At 50.7% G+C, this 19,411-nt stretch carries 16 protein-coding genes and 1 tRNA gene; 12 read left to right on the forward strand and 5 right to left on the reverse strand.

From position 1 onward, the window contains the following. Window positions 1-42 precede the first annotated feature (42 nt). On the reverse strand, window positions 43-2,673 hold the full coding sequence (locus V5T57_RS09000) for an ATP-binding protein (protein WP_332890866.1): 2,631 nt from the start codon (window positions 2,671-2,673) through the stop codon (window positions 43-45). A 233-nt stretch (window positions 2,674-2,906) separates the two neighbouring features. Here V5T57_RS09000 and V5T57_RS09005 point away from each other — a divergent pair, with 233 nt between their 5' ends. The 3 genes from V5T57_RS09005 (at window position 2,907) to fbaA (ending at window position 8,398) form a co-directional block, all read left to right on the forward strand. Further along, on the forward strand, window positions 2,907-3,878 hold the full coding sequence (locus tag V5T57_RS09005) for an ABC transporter substrate-binding protein (protein WP_332890867.1): 972 nt from the start codon (window positions 2,907-2,909) through the stop codon (window positions 3,876-3,878). A 117-nt stretch (window positions 3,879-3,995) separates the two neighbouring features. Beyond that, the gene (locus V5T57_RS09010) at window positions 3,996-6,077 is read left to right on the forward strand and encodes an ATP-binding protein (RefSeq protein WP_332890868.1); all 2,082 of its coding nucleotides are present in this window, start codon (window positions 3,996-3,998) and stop codon (window positions 6,075-6,077) included. A 1,256-nt stretch (window positions 6,078-7,333) separates the two neighbouring features. After that, window positions 7,334-8,398, forward strand: a complete 1,065-nt coding sequence (gene fbaA / locus V5T57_RS09015) for a class II fructose-bisphosphate aldolase (protein ID WP_442918191.1) — start codon at window positions 7,334-7,336, stop codon at window positions 8,396-8,398. A 629-nt stretch (window positions 8,399-9,027) separates the two neighbouring features. On the opposite strand, the gene V5T57_RS09020 is transcribed toward fbaA, so the two are convergent. Both V5T57_RS09020 and V5T57_RS09025 read right to left on the reverse strand, forming a co-directional pair. After that, window positions 9,028-9,104: transfer RNA gene (locus tag V5T57_RS09020), tRNA-Pro, on the reverse strand. Window positions 9,105-9,204: 100 nt separating this feature from the next. Further along, window positions 9,205-10,200: a polyprenyl synthetase family protein gene (locus V5T57_RS09025; protein WP_332890870.1), complete on the reverse strand. Its 996-nt coding sequence runs from the start codon at window positions 10,198-10,200 to the stop codon at window positions 9,205-9,207. A 302-nt stretch (window positions 10,201-10,502) separates the two neighbouring features. On the opposite strand from V5T57_RS09025, the gene V5T57_RS09030 reads away from it, so the two are divergent. From V5T57_RS09030 to rlmH, 9 genes are all read left to right on the forward strand, one after another. Beyond that, a complete protein-coding gene (locus V5T57_RS09030) occupies window positions 10,503-11,129 on the forward strand; it encodes a Maf family protein (RefSeq protein ID WP_332890871.1) in 627 nt (208 codons plus the stop codon). A 188-nt stretch (window positions 11,130-11,317) separates the two neighbouring features. Continuing rightward, complete coding sequence (rplU, locus tag V5T57_RS09035) at window positions 11,318-11,623, forward strand: 50S ribosomal protein L21 (RefSeq protein ID WP_332890872.1); 306 nt, start codon at window positions 11,318-11,320, stop codon at window positions 11,621-11,623. 26 nt (window positions 11,624-11,649) lie between these two features. Further along, complete coding sequence (gene rpmA / locus V5T57_RS09040) at window positions 11,650-11,910, forward strand: 50S ribosomal protein L27 (RefSeq protein WP_332890873.1); 261 nt, start codon at window positions 11,650-11,652, stop codon at window positions 11,908-11,910. Between the two features lie 376 nt (window positions 11,911-12,286). Then, window positions 12,287-13,456 carry a GTPase ObgE gene (obgE, locus tag V5T57_RS09045; RefSeq protein ID WP_332890874.1) on the forward strand — a complete coding sequence of 390 codons (1,170 nt, stop codon included), beginning with the start codon at window positions 12,287-12,289 and terminating at the stop codon, window positions 13,454-13,456. A 2-nt stretch (window positions 13,457-13,458) separates the two neighbouring features. Then, complete coding sequence (gene proB / locus V5T57_RS09050) at window positions 13,459-14,595, forward strand: glutamate 5-kinase (protein WP_332890875.1); 1,137 nt, start codon at window positions 13,459-13,461, stop codon at window positions 14,593-14,595. A 452-nt stretch (window positions 14,596-15,047) separates the two neighbouring features. Continuing rightward, window positions 15,048-16,319, forward strand: a complete 1,272-nt coding sequence (locus tag V5T57_RS09055) for a glutamate-5-semialdehyde dehydrogenase (RefSeq protein ID WP_332890876.1) — start codon at window positions 15,048-15,050, stop codon at window positions 16,317-16,319. Window positions 16,320-16,323: 4 nt separating this feature from the next. Then, window positions 16,324-16,998 carry a nicotinate-nucleotide adenylyltransferase gene (nadD, locus tag V5T57_RS09060; protein WP_332890877.1) on the forward strand — a complete coding sequence of 225 codons (675 nt, stop codon included), beginning with the start codon at window positions 16,324-16,326 and terminating at the stop codon, window positions 16,996-16,998. After that, window positions 16,995-17,480, forward strand: coding sequence for a ribosome silencing factor (gene rsfS / locus V5T57_RS09065; RefSeq protein WP_332890878.1), 486 nt, complete (start codon window positions 16,995-16,997; stop codon window positions 17,478-17,480). Before nadD ends, rsfS begins: the two co-directional genes overlap by 4 nt. Then, window positions 17,477-17,956: a 23S rRNA (pseudouridine(1915)-N(3))-methyltransferase RlmH gene (rlmH, locus tag V5T57_RS09070; protein WP_332890879.1), complete on the forward strand. Its 480-nt coding sequence runs from the start codon at window positions 17,477-17,479 to the stop codon at window positions 17,954-17,956. Before rsfS ends, rlmH begins: the two co-directional genes overlap by 4 nt. Before the next feature lie 24 nt (window positions 17,957-17,980). Here the strand turns inward: rlmH and V5T57_RS09075 are convergent, their stop codons facing one another. Continuing rightward, complete coding sequence (locus V5T57_RS09075; RefSeq protein ID WP_332890880.1) at window positions 17,981-18,913, reverse strand: EamA family transporter; 933 nt, start codon at window positions 18,911-18,913, stop codon at window positions 17,981-17,983. Further along, on the reverse strand, window positions 18,903-19,409 hold the full coding sequence (locus V5T57_RS09080; RefSeq protein ID WP_332890881.1) for a MarR family winged helix-turn-helix transcriptional regulator: 507 nt from the start codon (window positions 19,407-19,409) through the stop codon (window positions 18,903-18,905). The genes V5T57_RS09075 and V5T57_RS09080 overlap by 11 nt, the downstream gene beginning before the upstream one ends. Between the last annotated feature and the right edge of the window lie 2 nt (window positions 19,410-19,411).

The raw sequence follows: 19,411 nt of genomic DNA on the forward strand, positions 1-19,411 counted from the left end.
CTTGGCTTAAAAGAGGTGTGGTAGTGAGTATGGGTTCAGAGATTAAGATTGGATTACCGTATGTTCGGTAATAGCCGCAAGTAGATCCAGTTTACGGATGGGTTTGGTCAAGTGAGCATTGCAACCGGCGGCATGGCTTGCTTCACGATCTTTATCCAGGGCATGGGCGGTTAAGGCAAGAATAGGTGCTTTGGGCTGCCCTTGGCTAAGCTCCCATTGGCGGATCTGTGCGGTTGCGGTATAGCCATCCATAACCGGCATTTGTAGATCCATCAATACCAAATCAAAATTATCCTGTTTAACGGCATTGAGTGCTTCTAAGCCATTTTCTACAATGGTGATTTCATAAGGCATATTGCTTAAAAAACTGCGAACCACCATCTGGTTCTCTTCAGAATCTTCCGCCACCAGAATACGTAAGGGTTTGGATAGGGTTGCTGCTGGTGTTGAAGGTTTACTGGACTGTTTTTTCACGGATGGTGGGGGGGTATGGCGACTACTGGCTAAGGGTAGCAATACATGAAACTGGCTACCCCGTTTAATTTGGCTCTCTGCCCACAGCTCACCATGCATACGTTTCACTAACTGCTGTACGATGGCCAAGCCCAAGCCACTACCACCAAAACGACGGGTAAGAGTGGCGTCGGCTTGATAGAAGGTTTCAAAAATGTGTTCCAACTTATCCTGATCAATACCAATCCCGCTATCTGAAACATTAAACTCCAGGCAGCCGTGGCCTTGACTGTTCAGTTGTGGCGAAATGCTCAACTGTACACCGCCTGTTTCGGTAAACTTAATGGCATTACCCAATAAATTGAGCAGAATTTGGCGTAGGCGAGTGGGGTCTACCACCATATGGGTCGGCGTGCTAGGGTGTGTCTGAAGGGTTAGCCCAATGCCTTTTTGTGCAGTGACTGGCTTCATTAAATTGATCACATTTTCTAAAAAGGGCAGCAGTTCTAACCGTTCAGGCAGGATATCCAGTTGGCCTGCTTCAAGTTTGGCAAAATCCAGAATATCATCCAATAGTCCAAGCAGGGTTTCACTGGCCCCAACCAATGCCTCTAGATGGCGCCGTTGATGGCTGTTAAGTTCGGAATCACGCAACAGATCCCCCATGCCTAAAATGGCGTTCATGGGGGTGCGGATCTCATGGCTCATGGTTGCCAAAAAGGCGCTTTTAGCTTCACTGGCCTGTTCAGCGCGCAGTTTGGCTTGAGCTAAAGCCTCTTGAGTTTGGCGAATTTCTGTAACATCCACATGGGTTCCAACCATACGGATAACCTGTCCGGATAGATCTCTAACCGGTAACCCGCGAGAGAGAATATAGCGGTAGGTGCCATCTTTACCCCGTAAGCGTACTTCTACCTCAAACTGCTCACCACCTTGAAAAACATGATCAATATTGGCCTGGGTGCTCTCTTTATCTTCAGGGTGTAACATGTCATAAAAAGCATCTGGGGTTGGGTCAATGTCAGCGGGTAAATAACCCAACATGGCACTCCAACGTGGTGAGTAGTAGACCTCACCGGTACGTACATTCCAGTCCCACAGACCGTCAGAAGCCCCTTTCATGGCTAGGGAGAAACGCTCTTCACTACGGCGTTGGGCCGCCAAGGTCTGTTCAACTTGGTTGGCCATTTCATTAAAACCACTGGCCAGTTGGCCCACTTCATCTTCTGCATTGATATCAGCCCGTTCCGAAAGATGACCAAATCTAAACGTTTGAACCGTTTGGGCCAGCTGCTGGATTGGCCGCACAATGGTACCCACACTGGCTGTAATGGCGAGGGTGGTGGCGATAAAAGTCAGCAGTAAGATTAAACCCACAGCAAGCAGCATTTGACGAAACAGGGCAAAAGCTTGCCACACCTCTTGCTGCACAACGACCGTAAGTTGGCGTGAACCCAGGGTGAGGGTTTGGTGGCTTAGGATGACCGGTTTGTTGTGTAGACCATTGTGAAAACCTGGCTGGGGTGGGGTGGCAAAACGGAGCTGTTTTAAGGCAAAGGAAGGGTTGCGGTGCGCTACGACATGTTGTGTGTCATCCACCAAAAAAAGACTCTCTCCAGGTGCGGTATGTAAATCTGCGATGAGATTCCAGACTTTACGAAAACGTAAATCAGCCAGTAACACCCCGTCTACTTTGGCACCTGGCCAGGGTGTTAGAGGAATGGCCACTTGCATTAAGGGCTCTTGAGAGTCACTGGCATAGTGTACTGGGCCATAGGTGGGGCTTTGAAATGTAAGAGCCTGTTGAAGCAAGGTTTGACTCTCTTTGCTCAAAGAGCTAGCCCCCATTGAGCTGGCATCCAGCTGATTACGATGAATCTGCTGTAAGACCGTACCTTGTGGGGTGATCAAAGAGAGTGCATTGAACTGTTGTTGGGTATTGATCAACCCTTCTAAAATGATGGATTGTTTGCTGGGTTTGTCCATTAAACTGGTAATGCGTGTTGTGCTCTCCAAAAGAAGGACCTGGCTCTGTACAAAACGTTGTACAGCTTCAACAACACGTTGAGATTTCTCTTGTTGTAGTAAAAAAATCTGTTGGGACTGCACATCAAAGCTTTGCCAACCAATGAGTAAGGCCAGTAGCAATAATGGGATCACGGCCAATGGCAGAAAAATTGCCATTATGCGGGTGCGTATGTGGGTTCCTCTCTGTGCCATGGTCAAGTCCGTTATGTGTTGTTTTTTTATCTGTTACCACTGTTGTGCAAAGTTCAGCTAGGAAAAAGCCAACTGCATAAGAGTGTTAGTCCCTTTTAAAAAGTACCTTTCATTCTATGCTTTTTGTTAAAGAATTGCAGTAAGGCAACCCTTAAGATGCGAAGTTTTGTAAAACGGCGTATGCTATTAAGCATAGAAAAAGATGTCTGAGTGCGGGATTTAAGGGGGGCGTCATGCGACGAATAATGGGGGGAAGCGGTTTAATTCTCGTGTTGGGTTTGCTGGTTTATTGGGGGCTGTGGGAACAGGCACCAAAGGTTTACCGTGTTGGTGTATTGCACTTTACTAACAACAACCTACCAACATTGGAGGGCTTTAAAGAAGGCATGCGTAAGTTGGGTTATGTTGAAGGGGAGCAGATCCACTATCTGTTCGAGGGTGCAGCCCAAGATATTGATATGTTGCAACCCATGGCACAGCGTCTTGTTTCACAAAAGCCGGATCTGATTTTTGCTTCGACCACCCCTGCCACGCTTATGGCCAAAAAAAAGGCGGCATCCATCGGTATTCCTGTGGTATTTGCGCCGGTAAACGATCCCATTGCAACAGGGGTATTGAATGATTTACGTCACCCAGGTGGCGATATCACAGGTGTGCGTTTGGGTAATAGTGACCCAAAACGGCTAACATGGCTATTAAAGGTGGATCCATCCATTAAAACGGTTCTTGTACCATTTAATGCCACGGACTCAAGCGCGTTAACAACGTTAAAAAAAGTACGGATTGTCGCTAAGCAAGTTGGTGTAGAGCTGTTAGAGGTTCCTGTGACCTCCGCAGCAGAAGTGACAGCAGTTATTAAAAATTTTCCGCCCCGTAGCGATGCGATTTTTCTGCCCAGAGATGGGCTGGTGATGTCTCGGATTAAAGATTTTTCCAAAGCGGCCATCCAGCACAAAGTGGTCCTTTCAACGCCGCGTTATAAACAGGTTGAGGCTGGGGCACTCATGGGGTTTGGTTTTCGTGGCTATGACCTGGGTAAACAGGCCGCCCGGATGGCGGATCAAATCTTGCGCGGTGCCCGTGCGGGGGATCTGCCTGTGGAGACCGGTGAAGATTATCTGTTTATTAATCTACGTACCGCTCGTGCCATTGGTCTTCAGGTTCCTTCTCAAGTCTTACGGAGTGCGTATCAGGTTATCCAATAGCGAATGGATAAGGCGCCCCTTTTTATCCTAGGATAAACCTTACGGTACGAAGCCGTGCAGTAGAAAAACGTTGAGGTTGGCTATGATAGATCTGTTGCAGATGCATTGGTTGAGCTGATGAAGAGGCAGCAACCTTTTGGTGGACGCTCCACAACCCTATATCGTGCCAGAGTTTCTGGTGTGTTGACCTTTGTGTTTATGCTTTTGCTTACAAGTTTACTGGTATTGCAAGAGAACACCCGTTATCAAGAGCAACTTAGAGTTGAGGTGATTGATGAGCTGAGCCAGATCCGTGGCCGCTTGGAAAATGAGATTAACCTGAACTTTCAGATCACCCGTGGTTTATGGGCGTTTGTGGCTGTAAAGCCCAATCTCAGCAACAAAACCTTTCAAGCGATTGCCCGTGAACTGCTCTTTCAGAGCGATAATATCCGTAACATCGGCTTAGCGCCGGATAATGTCATCCGTTATATCTATCCACTTAAAGGTAATGAGCGTGCCTTAGGGTTGGACTACACCAAAAACCGTAAGCAGTGGCCTGCGGTCAGAAAAGCCATTGTGGATCAACAAACCGTGGTGGCTGGGCCGGTGCAACTGATACAGGGTGGCCAAGCCTTTATCAGCCGTACGCCCATTTTTGTGACCCAAGCGGATGGACGAAAAGGCGCATACTGGGGGCTGGCCAGTATTGTTATTGATATGGACCACCTGTTCACTGTGACAGGGCTTTACCATCCGGGTCATACGATCCGCTTGGCTTTGCGAGGTCGTGATGGGCAAGGGGCTGCCGGTGAGGTTATCCATGGTGACGCCGCTCTCTTTAATGCCTCTTCAGTCTATTTAAGTGTGCAGCTACCGGGGGGATCCTGGCAGTTGGCTGCTGAGCCTATGCTGGGCTGGCACCAGGCCTCTCCTGCTTTGATCTATCTGGTTGCCTCTGGTTTTTTGATTGCGGTATTAGCAGGTGGGTTGGTCTATCAATGGTTGGCCCGTTTGGCCCGTTATCAGCACCATTTGCGTCAAGCGTTGCGGGATGCCCAAGTGGCCGATCAAGTGAAAAGTGACTTTTTTGCCACCATGAGTCATGAAATTCGGACGCCGATGAATGTCGTCATTGGTATGAGCGATATTTTGTTGGAGTCCATCCGTGCCCCTGAGCAGCGTCAACAACTTCAGCGCTTACAGCATGCAGGTAATGCCCTGCTGGAGTTGATCAATAATATTCTGGATATCTCACGCATTGAGGAAAAACGCCTAAGCTTACACTTGGCCCCGGTTGATCTTAACCAGTTGATCAAAGAGGTGGTGGGTTTTTTCCAGCTCCCCTATGCCGAGAAGGGGTTGCAGATCCGCTGGAAGACAAAGCAGGATATGGCCCCCTATATTCAGGGAGATGCGGGTAGAATTCGCCAAGTTTTGACGAACTTACTCTCCAATGCCCTTAAATTTACTGAAAAAGGTGTGGTTGAGATCTCTCTTGGTATGGATCCTCAGCACGAAAACCAACTACAGATTGTGGTTCGGGATAGTGGTATTGGCTTGGGGCCGGATCAGTTAGCGACTATTTTTGATAAATTTACCCAAGGTGAGTCTGGGTTAACCCGGCGTTATGGGGGCAGTGGTCTGGGTTTAGCCATCAGCAAACAGTTGGTAGAGTTGATGGGGGGGAAGATTTGGGTTGAGAGTACTAAAGAGCAGGGGAGCCAGTTCTTTTTTACCCACCCTTATAAGCCTGTGACGTTAGAGGCTCAATCCATCATGAACCCTGTACCCATAGAAAAAGCACCTTTTAAAGCGAAGATTAAGCTGCTGTTGGTGGAAGACTCAGAAGATAATCAGCACCTGATCATGGCCTTTCTTAAAAGAACGCCGTATGAGCTGTCCATTGCGCATGATGGTTCCCAAGCGGTGGAGATGGTTAAAAACAACCGCTACGATTTGATCCTTATGGATATGCAAATGCCTATAATGGATGGCTATCAGGCGACGGCTAAAATCCGGGCGTGGGAAAAAGATCAGGGCTGCAGAGCTATGCCCATTATCGCCCTGACGGCCCATGCGTTAGAAGGGGACCGACAAAAAAGTCTTCAGGTTGGCTGTAATGATCACCTCACCAAGCCCATCAAAAAAGCCCACCTATTGGAGAACCTGGTGCGTTATCTGGATGGTGACACGAGCGCACCAAATACAGATACCTGATGATCCCCTTTTTCGGAGAGGAGCCTTATCTCACCGAAGCCTCCTTATGCCTCTCCAACTTGGGTATGGTTTGTCCGATTTTTATGATCCAAGCACCATGCCATCGAACAAATGGCTTGGGGTGGTCTCGATTTGAAATCGGCAAACATGGGGGGGGCGTTGCGCCATCTGTTTAGCGAACCCATAGCCGCAAGATATCGCCATACGCATCACCTTGAACGAGAGCTTGGCATCACATCCGGCCCGTTTGCCCATTGAGGTAAGCCGAAGGTGGATAGGCTCACCCTGTATGTTGGGGCTCTTGTTGCCGGGTGTTGGGCTACGCCTCATCTACCCCTCTGCTTAAAAGGGTTATCTGAAGTCATCTTTATCCCTCTTCCCATTGCTGGCTCATTTATACAGATGTGAGATCCAAGGAATTGCCCACCCTGGCCATGACTGCTAAGGTAGGATGGTTGGTTAGGCCGCTGTGCTTACACGGCTCCTTATCTGGGCAAGGTGGGCCAATCTATGGCGGTGTTCGGTTGGGCTATCCGAATAAAGAGGGTGTCTGCTTACAAGGGTGAGCGTGCGTGAGCGTGCTCGTTGTGTGATCGCGGAGCGTCCGGTTGATCGTGTTGGGTGTATCGATCTTTGTGTTACCGCAGCGTAGTAAACACGTTACGGATCACGCAAGAACGATTCACCGCTTCTTAATGCGTGGGGCTTATCCTCAGTAGATACTGTGCATGTCACACGGGCCTGTCGTGACCATGTGCTCAATATAAGGGTCATCTGTTCATGGCAAAAATGGTCTAAACGTGCCATGGTCGGATTTTAATGTGTATCCGTTCATGATATGGATACTTATGCCGTTGTTGATCGACCCATCTACCAGGGATCTTGATCACAAAGCTGGTGTACTTTGGGTAGGCAGAAAATGGCTTGCCGTTGAATGAATCCCTGGATCTGATGGTGTCGAGGCTGTCATCCTCTTGTGAGGTGCGTGATCAATCGCTCTTTGAGCTTCTATGTCCTATCATAGCTTGGGATAGATAGGGTTTTTTATGAGCACCTCTTTTCTATAAGGTCTGTTCCTGCGCGAGAAAAGAGAAGGGTCTGTGCGCGACTAAACAGATATCCAGCGGGCAAAAAAACACAACAAAGCACGCATGAGGGTGGGTTTCAACCTTGGATTAAGGGGGGGCCGGTCCGCATGCATGCTGTCTTTACATTAGAAACTAACGATAAAATCTTTCAGGAGAACAGCAGTGTCCATCAAACCAGGTGTTGTATCAGGTTCAGACTATGAAGCGTTGGTAGCTGCATGCAAAAAGGGCGGCTATGCCCTCCCAGCGGTTAATGTGACATCCACCAGCACCATTAACGCTGTGCTAGAGGCTGCGGCGAAGAATAAGGGTGATGTCATTATTCAGCTTTCCAATGGCGGGGCCCAGTTTTTTGCGGGTAAGGGTTTTCCTGATACAACAACAGCTAAAATCTTGGGTGCCGTCTCTGCCGCTCGCCATGTACACATGATGGCTGAGCACTACGGTGTTTGCGTCGTTCTACACACCGACCACGCCAATAAAAAGTTAATTCCCTGGGTTGAAGCGATGTTGGATCATGGTGAGGCTTTTTATAAAGAGACTGGTAAGCCACTTTATACCTCCCACATGTTGGATCTTTCCGAAGAGCCGCTGGATTGGAATTTAAGTGAGTCTGCCCGTTTGCTTGAGCGCATGGCTAAAATTGACATGAGCATTGAGATTGAACTGGGTGTCACTGGTGGTGAGGAAGATGGTATCGGCAGTGATTTTGATGAATCTGCCGATAGTTCACACCTCTACACCCAGCCCGAAGATGTCTTGGTTGCTTATAATAAGCTCTCTCCCATCGGATCATTCTCCGTCGCGGCTTCCTTCGGTAATGTGCATGGTGTGTATAAGCCCGGCAATGTGAAGTTACGTCCTGAGATCTTAAAGAACTCCCAAGAGCTGGTCTCCACCACCAATAAGACCGAGGCCAACCCGCTACATTTGGTGTTCCATGGTGGATCGGGTTCTGAGAAGAGCCAAATCTCTGAAGCGGTGAGCTATGGTGTCTTTAAAATGAATATTGATACCGACACCCAGTTTGCTTTCTCCAAAGCGGCAGGAGCCTTTGTCACCGCCAACCCCAAAGCCTTCTTGTATCAGATCGATCCAGAAGAGGGCACCCCATACAAGAAGCTCTACGATCCCAGACAGTGGCTGCGGGCTGCTGAAATCGGTATGGCTGAGCGTTTGGATGAAGCTTTTGCAGATCTGGGATCTCAAGGTAAGTCTATCGCTGCAAAGTAGATTCAGCCCAGGCTGTTATCATGCTCTAGGTTGAACAGGCCAGGTCAATGGTTCTATAAACGCACCCATCTTGGTCTGTACAACAGGGGGCACCGCTACAAAAGCGTCCAGTCTTTGCTAAGGCTGGGCGCTTTCTGGTTGATGAGCCATAGGCCATGTCAGTCATGATCTGTGTTGAAACCCCATAACGTTGTTCATCGGCTGTTGGCTCTGCAGAGCGGTTGAGCTGGGGAGGGGCAACCTATGAAGCCTTAGAGAGCAAACGGTGCGTCAAGTGGGCCAGTCTGTCTGAGTACGCGAAGCTGTTGATCCTTACCCGATGCGCAGTTGAGGGGGGGCGGAGGATGCACAACAGTGACAAAAGGTTGATCTGTCAAAGGGCCTGTTATGAGGATGGTACGCTGTTTGGTTTGCCCATGCAGGTGGTGACGATAGCGTCACTATAAGCGGCTAGAGATGAAGATGTTATGTTTTTAGTTGCGAACATAATAGGGTGGGCGGGTATGTAAGCTGTGGGTTCTGCTTATAGCGCAGGGGATCGGCGATGGTGAGCTTGAATGCTTCGGTGCAGAAATGAAAAAACGCCCTTTCCAGTATCCCAGAAACAGCGTTTAACCTGTTGCACATAATGGTCGGGGTGATAGGATTTGAACCTACGGCCCCTGCGTCCCGAACGCAGTGCTCTACCAGGCTGAGCTACACCCCGAAGCAATGGTCAGGGCTTTACTTTAGACCCCGTATAGATGGCGGTCAACGGTCATAGCGCGTAGGTAGCCTTCACGCTTTGATCGGTCTGTTACCGTACTCTAATATTCGCGGTCCACAGAAAGATCTGCCAGATCCATCAATGCCTGACGCTCAGGGGTATCCGGTAGAGGTTCCAGTGCAGCTTTAGCGCGGACGATCAATTCGCGAGCTTGGGTCATGGAGTAAGCCAGGGAGTCATGCTTGGCAATCAATGCACGGGCATGATCAAAGCTGCCTTCATCCTGCTCTTCATCTTCCAGGCAACGACTCCAAAAAGCCCGCTCTTCCTCGCTACCATTGCGGTATGCGTGGATGACTGGCAGGGTGATCTTACCCTCTTGGAAGTCGTCCCCGACATTTTTTCCCAGCTTTTCTGTCTCAGCAGAGTAATCCAGCAGATCATCGACGACCTGATAGGCTGTGCCTAACATCATGCCATAGTCATACATACGCTTGGCGATATCGTCGGATTGATCAGCAACCACCGCCCCCAGCTCAGAGGCTGAGGCAAACAGTGAAGCGGTCTTGTGACGGATAACATCCAGGTAGCGCTCTTCATCTGTCGCCAGATCATTACTGGCCACCAGCTGCATCACTTCCCCTTCAGAGATAATGGCACAGCAGTCTGAAACAATGCGCAGTACCCGAAGGTCACCATGGGCAACCATGATCTGAAAAGAGCGGGAGAAGAGGAAGTCACCAACCAGGATCGGTGCTTTATTACCCCAGACCGAATTGGCGGTTGCTTGGCCACGGCGTGTATTAGACTTATCCACGACATCATCATGCAACAAGGTCGCGGTATGAATAAACTCAACCACAGCGGCCAGTAGCGCATGAACATCTTTATCACGGTAGCCAAAAAGTTTAGCGGTCACCAGAGTCAGGATGGGGCGCAGCCGTTTACCGCCGCTGTTAAGGAGATGATCACCCACTTGGGTAATCAGCTCAACAGGGGAGTCCAGCTGTTCCAAAATGACTTCATTGGTGCGCTGCAGGTCCTGTTCAACAAGACTACGCAGACGTGCCAAAGCTTCGTTGGTCTGTTGGGCCATGGGGTTTAGCCGTCCAATCAGTAAGCTTGAATTCGTAAATTCAAGCGGGAGTCTCTTCTTTGATAAGGGAGATCAAAGTCAAGGGAACATACGAAGTATCACCGCTTCAGGTCAAGGGCTAATTGCTCAAGGCAAGACCATACCCGTACTCTTTTTAGTAGCGTTGTGGTGTGCAATCCTGATAAGGAAGAGCGCGACCATTCGCCATCAACGGGCAACTATAGCATATTCATTGCGGAATATGGAGCCCGCTTTGGTCAATTTTAGAAATCGATGCAAGCTCTATAGAAGGAAGGTTGAATATGGTGCAGCAACCCGCACTGTGGTGGCACGATCGTAAGCATAAAATCTGTCTGGCGTCGGCCTCTCCCCGGCGGTTGGCATTATTGCGTCAGGTTGGTATTGAGCCTAAGCTTAATCCTGTGGATTGTGATGAAACCTCCAAAAAAAGTGAAGATCCCCGGACCTATGTGGTGCGTTTAGCCTGTGATAAAGCCAAAATGGGTGCATTGCCTGGCTACCTTACACTGGGATCGGATACAGCCGTGGTGGTGGATAACCGTATTCTGGGTAAACCGCAATCACGGGATGAGGCCATTGCTATGGTCCAATCTTTAGTGGGGCGTAATCATGCGGTGATGACCGGTGTGGCGGTACATGACCTGCTTGGTCAGATACACCATCAGGTGGTGGTAACACAGGTAACCATGCGTCAGGCCAGCTTGGATGAGGTGGTGGCCTATATTGACCATGGGGAGTCCATGGATAAAGCGGGCGCGTATGCCATTCAGGGTATGGGGGGCTTTTTGGTCAGCCGTATCGAGGGTTCTTATAGTGCTGTGGTTGGTTTGCCTTTGGTTGAGAGCTTGGCATTGCTGCACAAGGCGGCCTTGAATGATGGAAAAAGTGACCGAGTCATGATGACGTAATGGGGGATTTCTCTTGACTTATTTTTGGCGTTCATGATAATACACGAACCTTTTTACAGGTCTGGCGGGTCCGAGAGTCGGTTCCCAAGCGCTGTGGGCTAGGGTGTTTAGGCGTTCAGCCCTTAGGAACAGGCTTTTAGACCGAGATTCAACGCATTGAAAATAGTGCGTTTTTGGAGGAATGATCAATGTATGCGGTAATTCGTACCGGTGGTAAGCAGTACAAGGTAACCGAGGGCGACGTTCTGCGGGTTGAAACCGTAGCTGGCGACGCTGGCGGCGAAGTGACCTTTGAAGACGTGCTAATGGTTGGTGGTGAAGATGGTATGAAAGTGGGCAAGGACGCCGAAGGCGCCAAGGTCACTGGTACTATTGTCCGCCAAATGCGCGACAAGAAGGTTATTGTATTCAAAAAGAAGCGTCGTAAGAACTACCTGCGTACGCAGGGTCACCGTCAGAGTCTGACTGTGGTTCGCATCAGCGGCATCTCTTAAGACGAGTTTGATAAAGGAGAAACGTCATGGCACATAAGAAAGCTGGCGGTAGTTCCCGTAACGGTCGTGATTCAGAGGGCCGTCGCCTTGGTGTAAAGAAGTATGGTGGTGAAGCTGTTATTCCCGGCAACATCATTGTACGTCAGCGTGGCACCAAGATGTGGCCTGGTGAGGGTGTGGGCATGGGCAAGGACCACACTCTGTTTGCGTTGGAAGAGGGTCGTGTATCCTTTACCACCCGACGCAATCGTCAGTATGTGAATGTGGAAGCCGGCGCTGCTCAGTAAGCACCGGTGACCTATGTAGAGTGTAAGCTCTACCGCATGGATGATGGGGAAACGGTTCTTGGCCGTTTCCCCGTTTTCTTTTGCGGCGCTGTGGTAGGATGAAAAACCGACATTAAATAGGGGTCCAATACGCCTTTGAATCGATGAATAGGCCAAGGTCGGTGGGCCCCTCTTTAGATAAGGCATTGCACCGTTGCGATCCCTTATCTAAAGGGTCAGCCAGTATCGACCCCATATGTACAGCGTTAAGTAAAGCAAGGGTATGGCTTTGCTTAGGTTTTCCGATACCTTAGGATGGCATGTAAAGGTTAGGGATATGGGCGTTTTCCATCGTAACGTCACGTCAATCAAAATAAACTAACACCTTCTGGGTATCATGAAATTTCTCGATGAAGCGAAAATCTACCTAAAATCAGGCGACGGCGGTAACGGCTGTGTTTCGTTTCGACGGGAAAAGTATGTTCCCTACGGCGGGCCAGACGGTGGCGATGGTGGTCGGGGTGGCGATGTCATTTTTCAAGCCGATAGCCACCTGAACACCTTAATCGATTTCCGCTATAAGCAGCACTTCAAAGCCAAGCGTGGTATGCATGGCATGGGTAGCCAGCGCACAGGACCCTCCGCGGATGCCACCATTGTTAAAGTACCTGTTGGTACCGTTATTCGGGATGATGAGGATGGCCAAATCCTGGTGGATATGGTGGAGGAAGGCCAACAGTTCCTGATCTGTAAAGGTGGGGATGGTGGCCGGGGCAACCTACACTTTAAAAGCTCCACCAATCAGGCCCCTAGACGGGGCGATCCCGGTTTTCCTGGTGAGGAAATCTGGGTCCGTTTAGAGCTTAAACTGCTGGCAGATGTCGGTTTGGTTGGTATGCCCAATGCGGGTAAGAGTACCTTGATATCAAAGGTCTCTGCAGCCAAGCCAAAAATTGCGGACTACCCTTTTACAACCTTACAACCCAACTTGGGTGTGGTGCGGTTGGAGGTCGATCGCAGCTTTGTCATGGCGGATATCCCGGGTTTGATCAAAGGGGCGCATGAGGGGCAAGGATTAGGTATTCACTTCCTCAAACACATTGAGCGCTGCGCCATTTTGCTACATTTGGTTGAGATCGACTCTCTGGAGGATGACGATCCAGTGACCCGTTATGAGACCATTGAAGCAGAGTTGGCGGGGTATTCAGAGCTGTTGTCCCAAAAGCCCCGTTTGCTGGTTCTCTCTAAGGCCGATGTGCTGGGTGAGGAGGATCGTGAGGTGGTGACCTCTTGGTTTAAGGATCGTTTGGGGGAGGATATGCCACCGGTCTATATTATCTCTTCTGCCTCAGGGGAAGGGGTCGATACGCTCATGTATCATGTGGGTGATATCGTTGCCAAGTGGCGTGAAGAGCAAGGTGGTGTTGGTCTGGCTATGGAAGATGCCCCCACTCGTGCGGGTCTAAAGGCTCTGCGGGACGCTGAGAACGAGCAGTGGGATGCGGATGATTATGAGGACGATGAGGATGATGACGACGGTGTAGAGGTCATCTGGGTGCGGGAGTGAGTATGAGCGAGGCTGCAAAGGCGTGGCAGCGCGTGGCTGATGCCAAACGGATTGTGGTGAAAATTGGCTCCAATTTGCTGACCTCGGAAGATGGGGTTTGTGAAGATTGGATTGCAGGGCGTTGTGCGGAAATTGCCGCCTTAATCCGTATGGGTAAACAGGTGGTGGTGGTGACCTCAGGCTCGGTGGCGGCGGGTGCGTCGCGTTTGGGCTTAGGGCGGCGTCCAACAACGGTGCCTGAAAAGCAGGCGGCTGCAGCAGCGGGGCAGGGCAAGCTGATGCAGATCTATGAGCAAGGCTTTCATGCCCATGGTTTGCATACGGGACAGATCCTATTAACCCGAGATGATGTGGCCAATCGCCGTCGCTATTTGAATGGTCGTGATACGCTCGAGACCTTGTTGTCTTTGGGGTTGGTCCCGGTGGTCAATGAAAATGACTCGGTCGTCGTAGAGGAGATCCGCTTTGGGGATAACGACACCCTGGCGGCGTTGGTGGCAGGGTTGGTTGAAGCTGAGGTTCTTATTCTACTTTCGGATGTGGATGCCCTATACAGCGCAGACCCCCGTAAGGATGCTTCGGCACAGATGATTCCCATGGTTAAGGAGGTCACACCAGAGATCGAAGCCTTAGCCGGTGGCACAGGATCTGAAGTGGGCTCTGGGGGGATGATCACCAAGTTGCGTGCCGCAAAAATGGCGGCACGGACCGGGTGTTTAACCGTGTTGGCCAATGGTTTTCAGGATAACCCCATCGATGGCGTGATCAATAAGGGTGGGATTGGCACACTATTCTTAGCCTCTGGTGACGCCATTAGCAGCCGTAAACGGTGGATTGCCAACGGCTTAACCTGTGAAGGATCGCTGCTGTTGGATGATGGTGCGGTTGCGGCGTTACGACGGGGCAAGAGTTTGTTGGCGCGTGGCGTTGTTGGGGTCCAAGGTAAGTTTGACCGAGGGGCTGCCGTCTATTGTTGTGATCGCGATGGTCGCCGCATTAGTAAAGGTCTGGTCAATTATCGCCACACCCATATGGATTTGATCAAGGGTAAGCACAGCCGTGATATTGAGGCGGCCCTGGGGTTTATTGTGGATGAAGAGGTTGTGCATCGAGATGATATGGTGCTGTTGGTGAAGTAGGGTGCAGCCCGTGCCCGTACATGCTGTTGATCTCTCAAAGGTGGGGCCCTAACGAGAAGCATCACGTGCCCCCCAGCCATGGTGTGTATGTGCTTTGAGAGAGGGCCGGTAGATCAGGCTAAGGCTTGAGAGATGTGGTTTGAGACGACAACCATGCCAACAAGGCTGACCCTTATAGGGTATAAGCGATAGAGCGTTGCCGCGTGTACCGATAACCTGCATGCACCGGACGTTTGGCAAACCAGCTGGTTAAACAGGGCTTCTTCCCTGTTTTTATACCGTTGGCATTTAGGTAGGTAAGCCTGGTTGAGTGGGGCTGGCCTGTATTAAACCTGGGTGAGAAAACCACATGTTTTTCCCCAGATCCCCACCATGCTTTCTTCAGTGATCAACATGAAGAGTGGGTGGGGGATGGTATCTTGAGAAAAGCAAAGATAATGGATGGCAATACCATGAGCGATGACGCAACCAAGTTAATTAAAGAGATTGGCCAAAAGGCCCGTAAAGCTGCGCGGCAACTGGCGTGGCTGGACTCCGCTACAAAAAATGCCACCTTACACGCCATGGCGGATGCGCTGATCGCCGGGAAAAATATCCTCCAGGTTGAAAATGAGAAAGATCTGGAAGCCGGTGAAAAAAATGGGTTGACCGATGCCATGCTGGATCGCCTGCGCTTAACCGATAAGGTGATTAGCGGTATGGCAGAAGGCATCCGCCAAGTTGCGTCACTGCCTGATCCCATTGGTGAGATCGGTGGTATGCGTCGCCTGGAAAATGATCTGCAAGTCGGCAAAATGCGTGTGCCCTTGGGCGTCATTGGGATCATTTATGAATCCCGCCCCAATGTGACGGCAGATGCCGCAGCCTTGTGTGTCAAATCCGGTAATGCGGTCATTCTGCGTGGGGGGTCTGAGGCGTTTCATTCCAACCGGGCCATTGCTGCAGCCCTGGCCCAAGGGATGGAAAAGGGGGGGGCACCAACCGATGCCGTACAGGTGGTGGGTACCACGGATCGTGCTGCTGTGGGTGCTTTGCTGAAGGCGGATGCCTATGTGGATATTATTATCCCCCGTGGTGGTAAAGGGTTGATCCAACGGGTTATGGAGGACTCCACCATTCCTGTTATTAAGCATCTGGATGGCATATGCCACACCTATATTGATGCGCATGCCGATACAAACAAGGCGGTTGAGTTGGCCTTTAATGGAAAAATGCAGCGCACAGGGGTCTGTAATGCTACGGAAACCTTGCTGGTCCACCGCCAAGCTGCCCAGGCTGTGCTTCCTGCCCTTGCGGAGAAGTTGAACAAGGCTGAGTGTGTGATTAAAGGGTGCCCGGAGACCATCCGTCACGTGGGTGAAGTTGCACCGGTTATTCCTGTTTCCGATGAAGATTGGGATACCGAATATCTGGCCGCTATTCTATCGGTACGTGTGGTTGAGGATATGGAGATGGCCATGGATCATATCGATGCCCACTCCTCACGGCATACCGAAGTGATTGTGACGGAGCACCACGCCACCGCTATGCGCTTTTTGCGGGAGGTTGACTCTTCCGCGGTGATGGTGAATGCCTCCAGCCGTTTTAATGATGGCTTCCAGTTTGGTTTGGGCGCAGAGATGGGGATCTCTACGGATAAGCTGCATGTACGTGGTCCTGTGGGTCTGGAAGGTTTGACCTGCGAAAAGTGGATTGTATTGGGTGATGGTCAGCTGAGAAGTTAAGACAATGTCTCAAGCCTTTCGCCAACATCTGGCCAAACGTATTGGTATTTTGGGGGGATCTTTTAACCCGCCCCATTTAGGACACTTGCGTTCTGCCATGGAGGTTATGGAGGGGCTGGGGTTGGATGGTATGCATCTTATCCCCAGTGGTGCCCACCCCTTTAAAGGGGATGAGGTGTTGGCCGCACCTGAAGATCGTTTGGATATGGTGCGTTTGGCCGTTAGCCGTGAACCCCGCTTTGAAGCCAATGATATTGAGGTCCTGCGGGAGGGCATAGGTTATACCATCGATACCTTGCGTAGTTTAACGCGCAGTCGGCCCACCATTGAGTGGGTATTTACGCTGGGTAGTGATTTGTTGGAAGAGATGCACCTTTGGAAGGATTGGGAGCAACTCATTAAGTATGCCCATCTGTGTATTATGACCCGCCCGGGGTATTCGGTGGATCTTAGTGCGACAGAGGCAGGACGTTATTTAGAACCTTTTCTGGTGCAAAGTGGTGCGCTGTTGTACCGAGAAGAGATGGGGCGTAATGGGGTGCTCATACAACCCGTTACGCCTATGGAGATCAGCTCTACAGCCATGCGCGAGGCGCTGGTGGCAGGGCGGAGCATTGACTATCTTACCCCCCAACGGGTGGTGGACTACATACACAAGCAGGAGCTTTACCGTCCATGAGCGACATTAAGAACGATGACCAGATCAAGGCAGAGATTGAGCAAGCTGCCCTCGCCATTAAAAACAAGCTGGATGACAAGAAGGGCGAAGATATCGTTCTGGTGGATCTGGAGGGACGCTCAGGATTGGCGGATTTCTTCATTATTGCCACTGGTCGATCCAACACCCATGTTCGTTCCTTGGCGGACGATGTTGATCAACTGGCCTCTCAGTTAAAACTCACCACGGTGGGTATTGAGGGTGTGCAAGATGGGGAGTGGGTGTTGATGGATTTTGGCGACATTGTTGTCCATGTCTTTCAGCATGAGGTCCGTGCGCACTACAACCTGGAAAAACTGTGGAGCACCGAAGCTGCTTCTCCGCATCCTTCCAAGGCGCAAGCCCAACAGGTGGCTCAAATTGAGGAAGATGATAAGCCCTCTAATGATCCCTGGCATGCCGAAGATCTGGACGATAAAGATCTGGAAGAAGCGGAAGGGTGAGTCGTTTTCGCATCCTCTCTGTTGGTCGTGGTATGCCCAAGCTTGAAAAAGGGCTGTTTGATGACTATGCCAGCCGTATGAAGCGCTATGGTGGCTTGGAACTTCTGGAAATTGCAGAGGGGCGCCGGGTTGGCAAAGAGAGTGATGCAACCCGCAAAAAAGCCAAGGCTGATGAAGCGGCGCGTATGGCCGAGAAGATGGATAAGCGGTTGTGGATTGCCTTGGATCGCGGTGGTAAACCCTTGGATAGTGAAGGGTTGGCCAAGCAGATTCAAACCTGGCACGAGGCAGGTGACCGGGATGTTGGCTTACTCATTGGTGGTCCCGATGGTTTGGATGCCTCTCTGTTGCAAAAATGTCGTTTTAAGCTCGCTTTTGGCCCCATGACGTTCCCCCATATGTTGGTGCGTGTCATGGTGGCCGAGCAGCTTTACCGTGCAATGACCATCCAACATGGTGTGCCCTACCACCGTTGATGTTGTGCCTACCTAAGCGCTGATTTACCCCCCCTTAATGAGCTGACGTTGTCTGATATCCCGATACATAAGCAGGGTAATGGCCATCACTACCAGGGTGCTTCCGGGTAGCCAGTGCCACCCCCGCAAGTCTGGGCTGTGTGTGAGCAACAGCAACATGGATACAAAGGGTAGCAGATAGCTATAAGCGGTAACCGCCGCGGGGGTTAGCACCGAGGTTGCCTGTTGAAGGAGCCAGTAGGTGAGCCCGCTGGAAAACAGGCTAAGATAGAGCAACAAACCCAGATCCAGCAGGTGCATACGCCCTAGGGCTTGGGGGGGTTCCCAAAGCAAGCCCATGACACCGATGATGACACTGCCGATCAATAAGCTCCAGAACGTACGGTACAGGGCCGAAGGGGCAAGCAACCCACGGTTAAGCCCCCACTTGCTTAACACAGGGTAGAGGGCAGAAGCGATACAGCCTAAAAAGAAGATGGCTTCACTCGGCCCCAATTGAATCTGTTGAAGTTGCCCACCACTCTCTGCCCAGGCCAATGCCAGCGCACCAAGTGCACCCAAAAGTAAGATCTTCATCAACGCTTTGGCTTGGGGTTCAACCCCCAGCTGGCGCCCCATGGCATAGGCCAGCACAGGGACACTTACATATAAAGTGGCCATGGTCAGGGAAGTGACCCGATGTGCAGCCCAGAACATAATGCCAAAATAGAGCGCCAAGGCACTGCCCATAATTCCATAGAGCAGGAGTGTGCCATAGCCCAACCGTTGGGGTTGGTTTTTGGGTAGCATGGGCCAAATTACCAGCGCAGCGATTAAAAAGCGTATGGCGGTGAGCAACATGGGGGGTAAGCCTTCAGACATCCACCCTACGGCAGGAAATGAAAACCCCACAATGATCGTCCAGACAAACATGCCCATATGCGCTTGAGCGATAGAGATTGGGGTTTTAAACGCCATGATCCTGCTCCAGGGCCGTTAACAAAGTCCGTAAACCGTCGGCCAGTTCACGTTTTTGCGCCTGGCGTAGTGGGGCTTGTAGTTGATGTAGGGCCTCAAGATAATCATCCAACAACATTAGAACTTTCTCTGTTCCCGTCTCCGTTAATTGAATGAGTAGACTGCGTCGGTCATTCGGGTTAGGCAGGCGCTGAATAAACCCTGCTTTTTCTAACCGGTCTAATCGGTTGGTCATGGCCCCCGAACTCAGGACTGAGGCATGACGGAGTTGATTGGGGGTCATGCCCTGGGGCTGATTGCTACGGTAGAGGGTGGCCAAAAGATCAAACTCACCATCATGTAGGCCATGACTGCGAAATAGATGCGACACACGCTTATTTAAATGCTTATACAGGCGAAAAACCCGGGTGAAGATGGCCATGGGTGAGGCATCGCGCTCCGGTGAGACATGACGCCATTGGGCCAAAACGGTATCCACATGATCATGTTGAGCCATGA

Source organism: Magnetococcus sp. PR-3 (assembly GCF_036689865.1).
Taxonomy (GTDB): domain Bacteria; phylum Pseudomonadota; class Magnetococcia; order Magnetococcales; family Magnetococcaceae; genus Magnetococcus.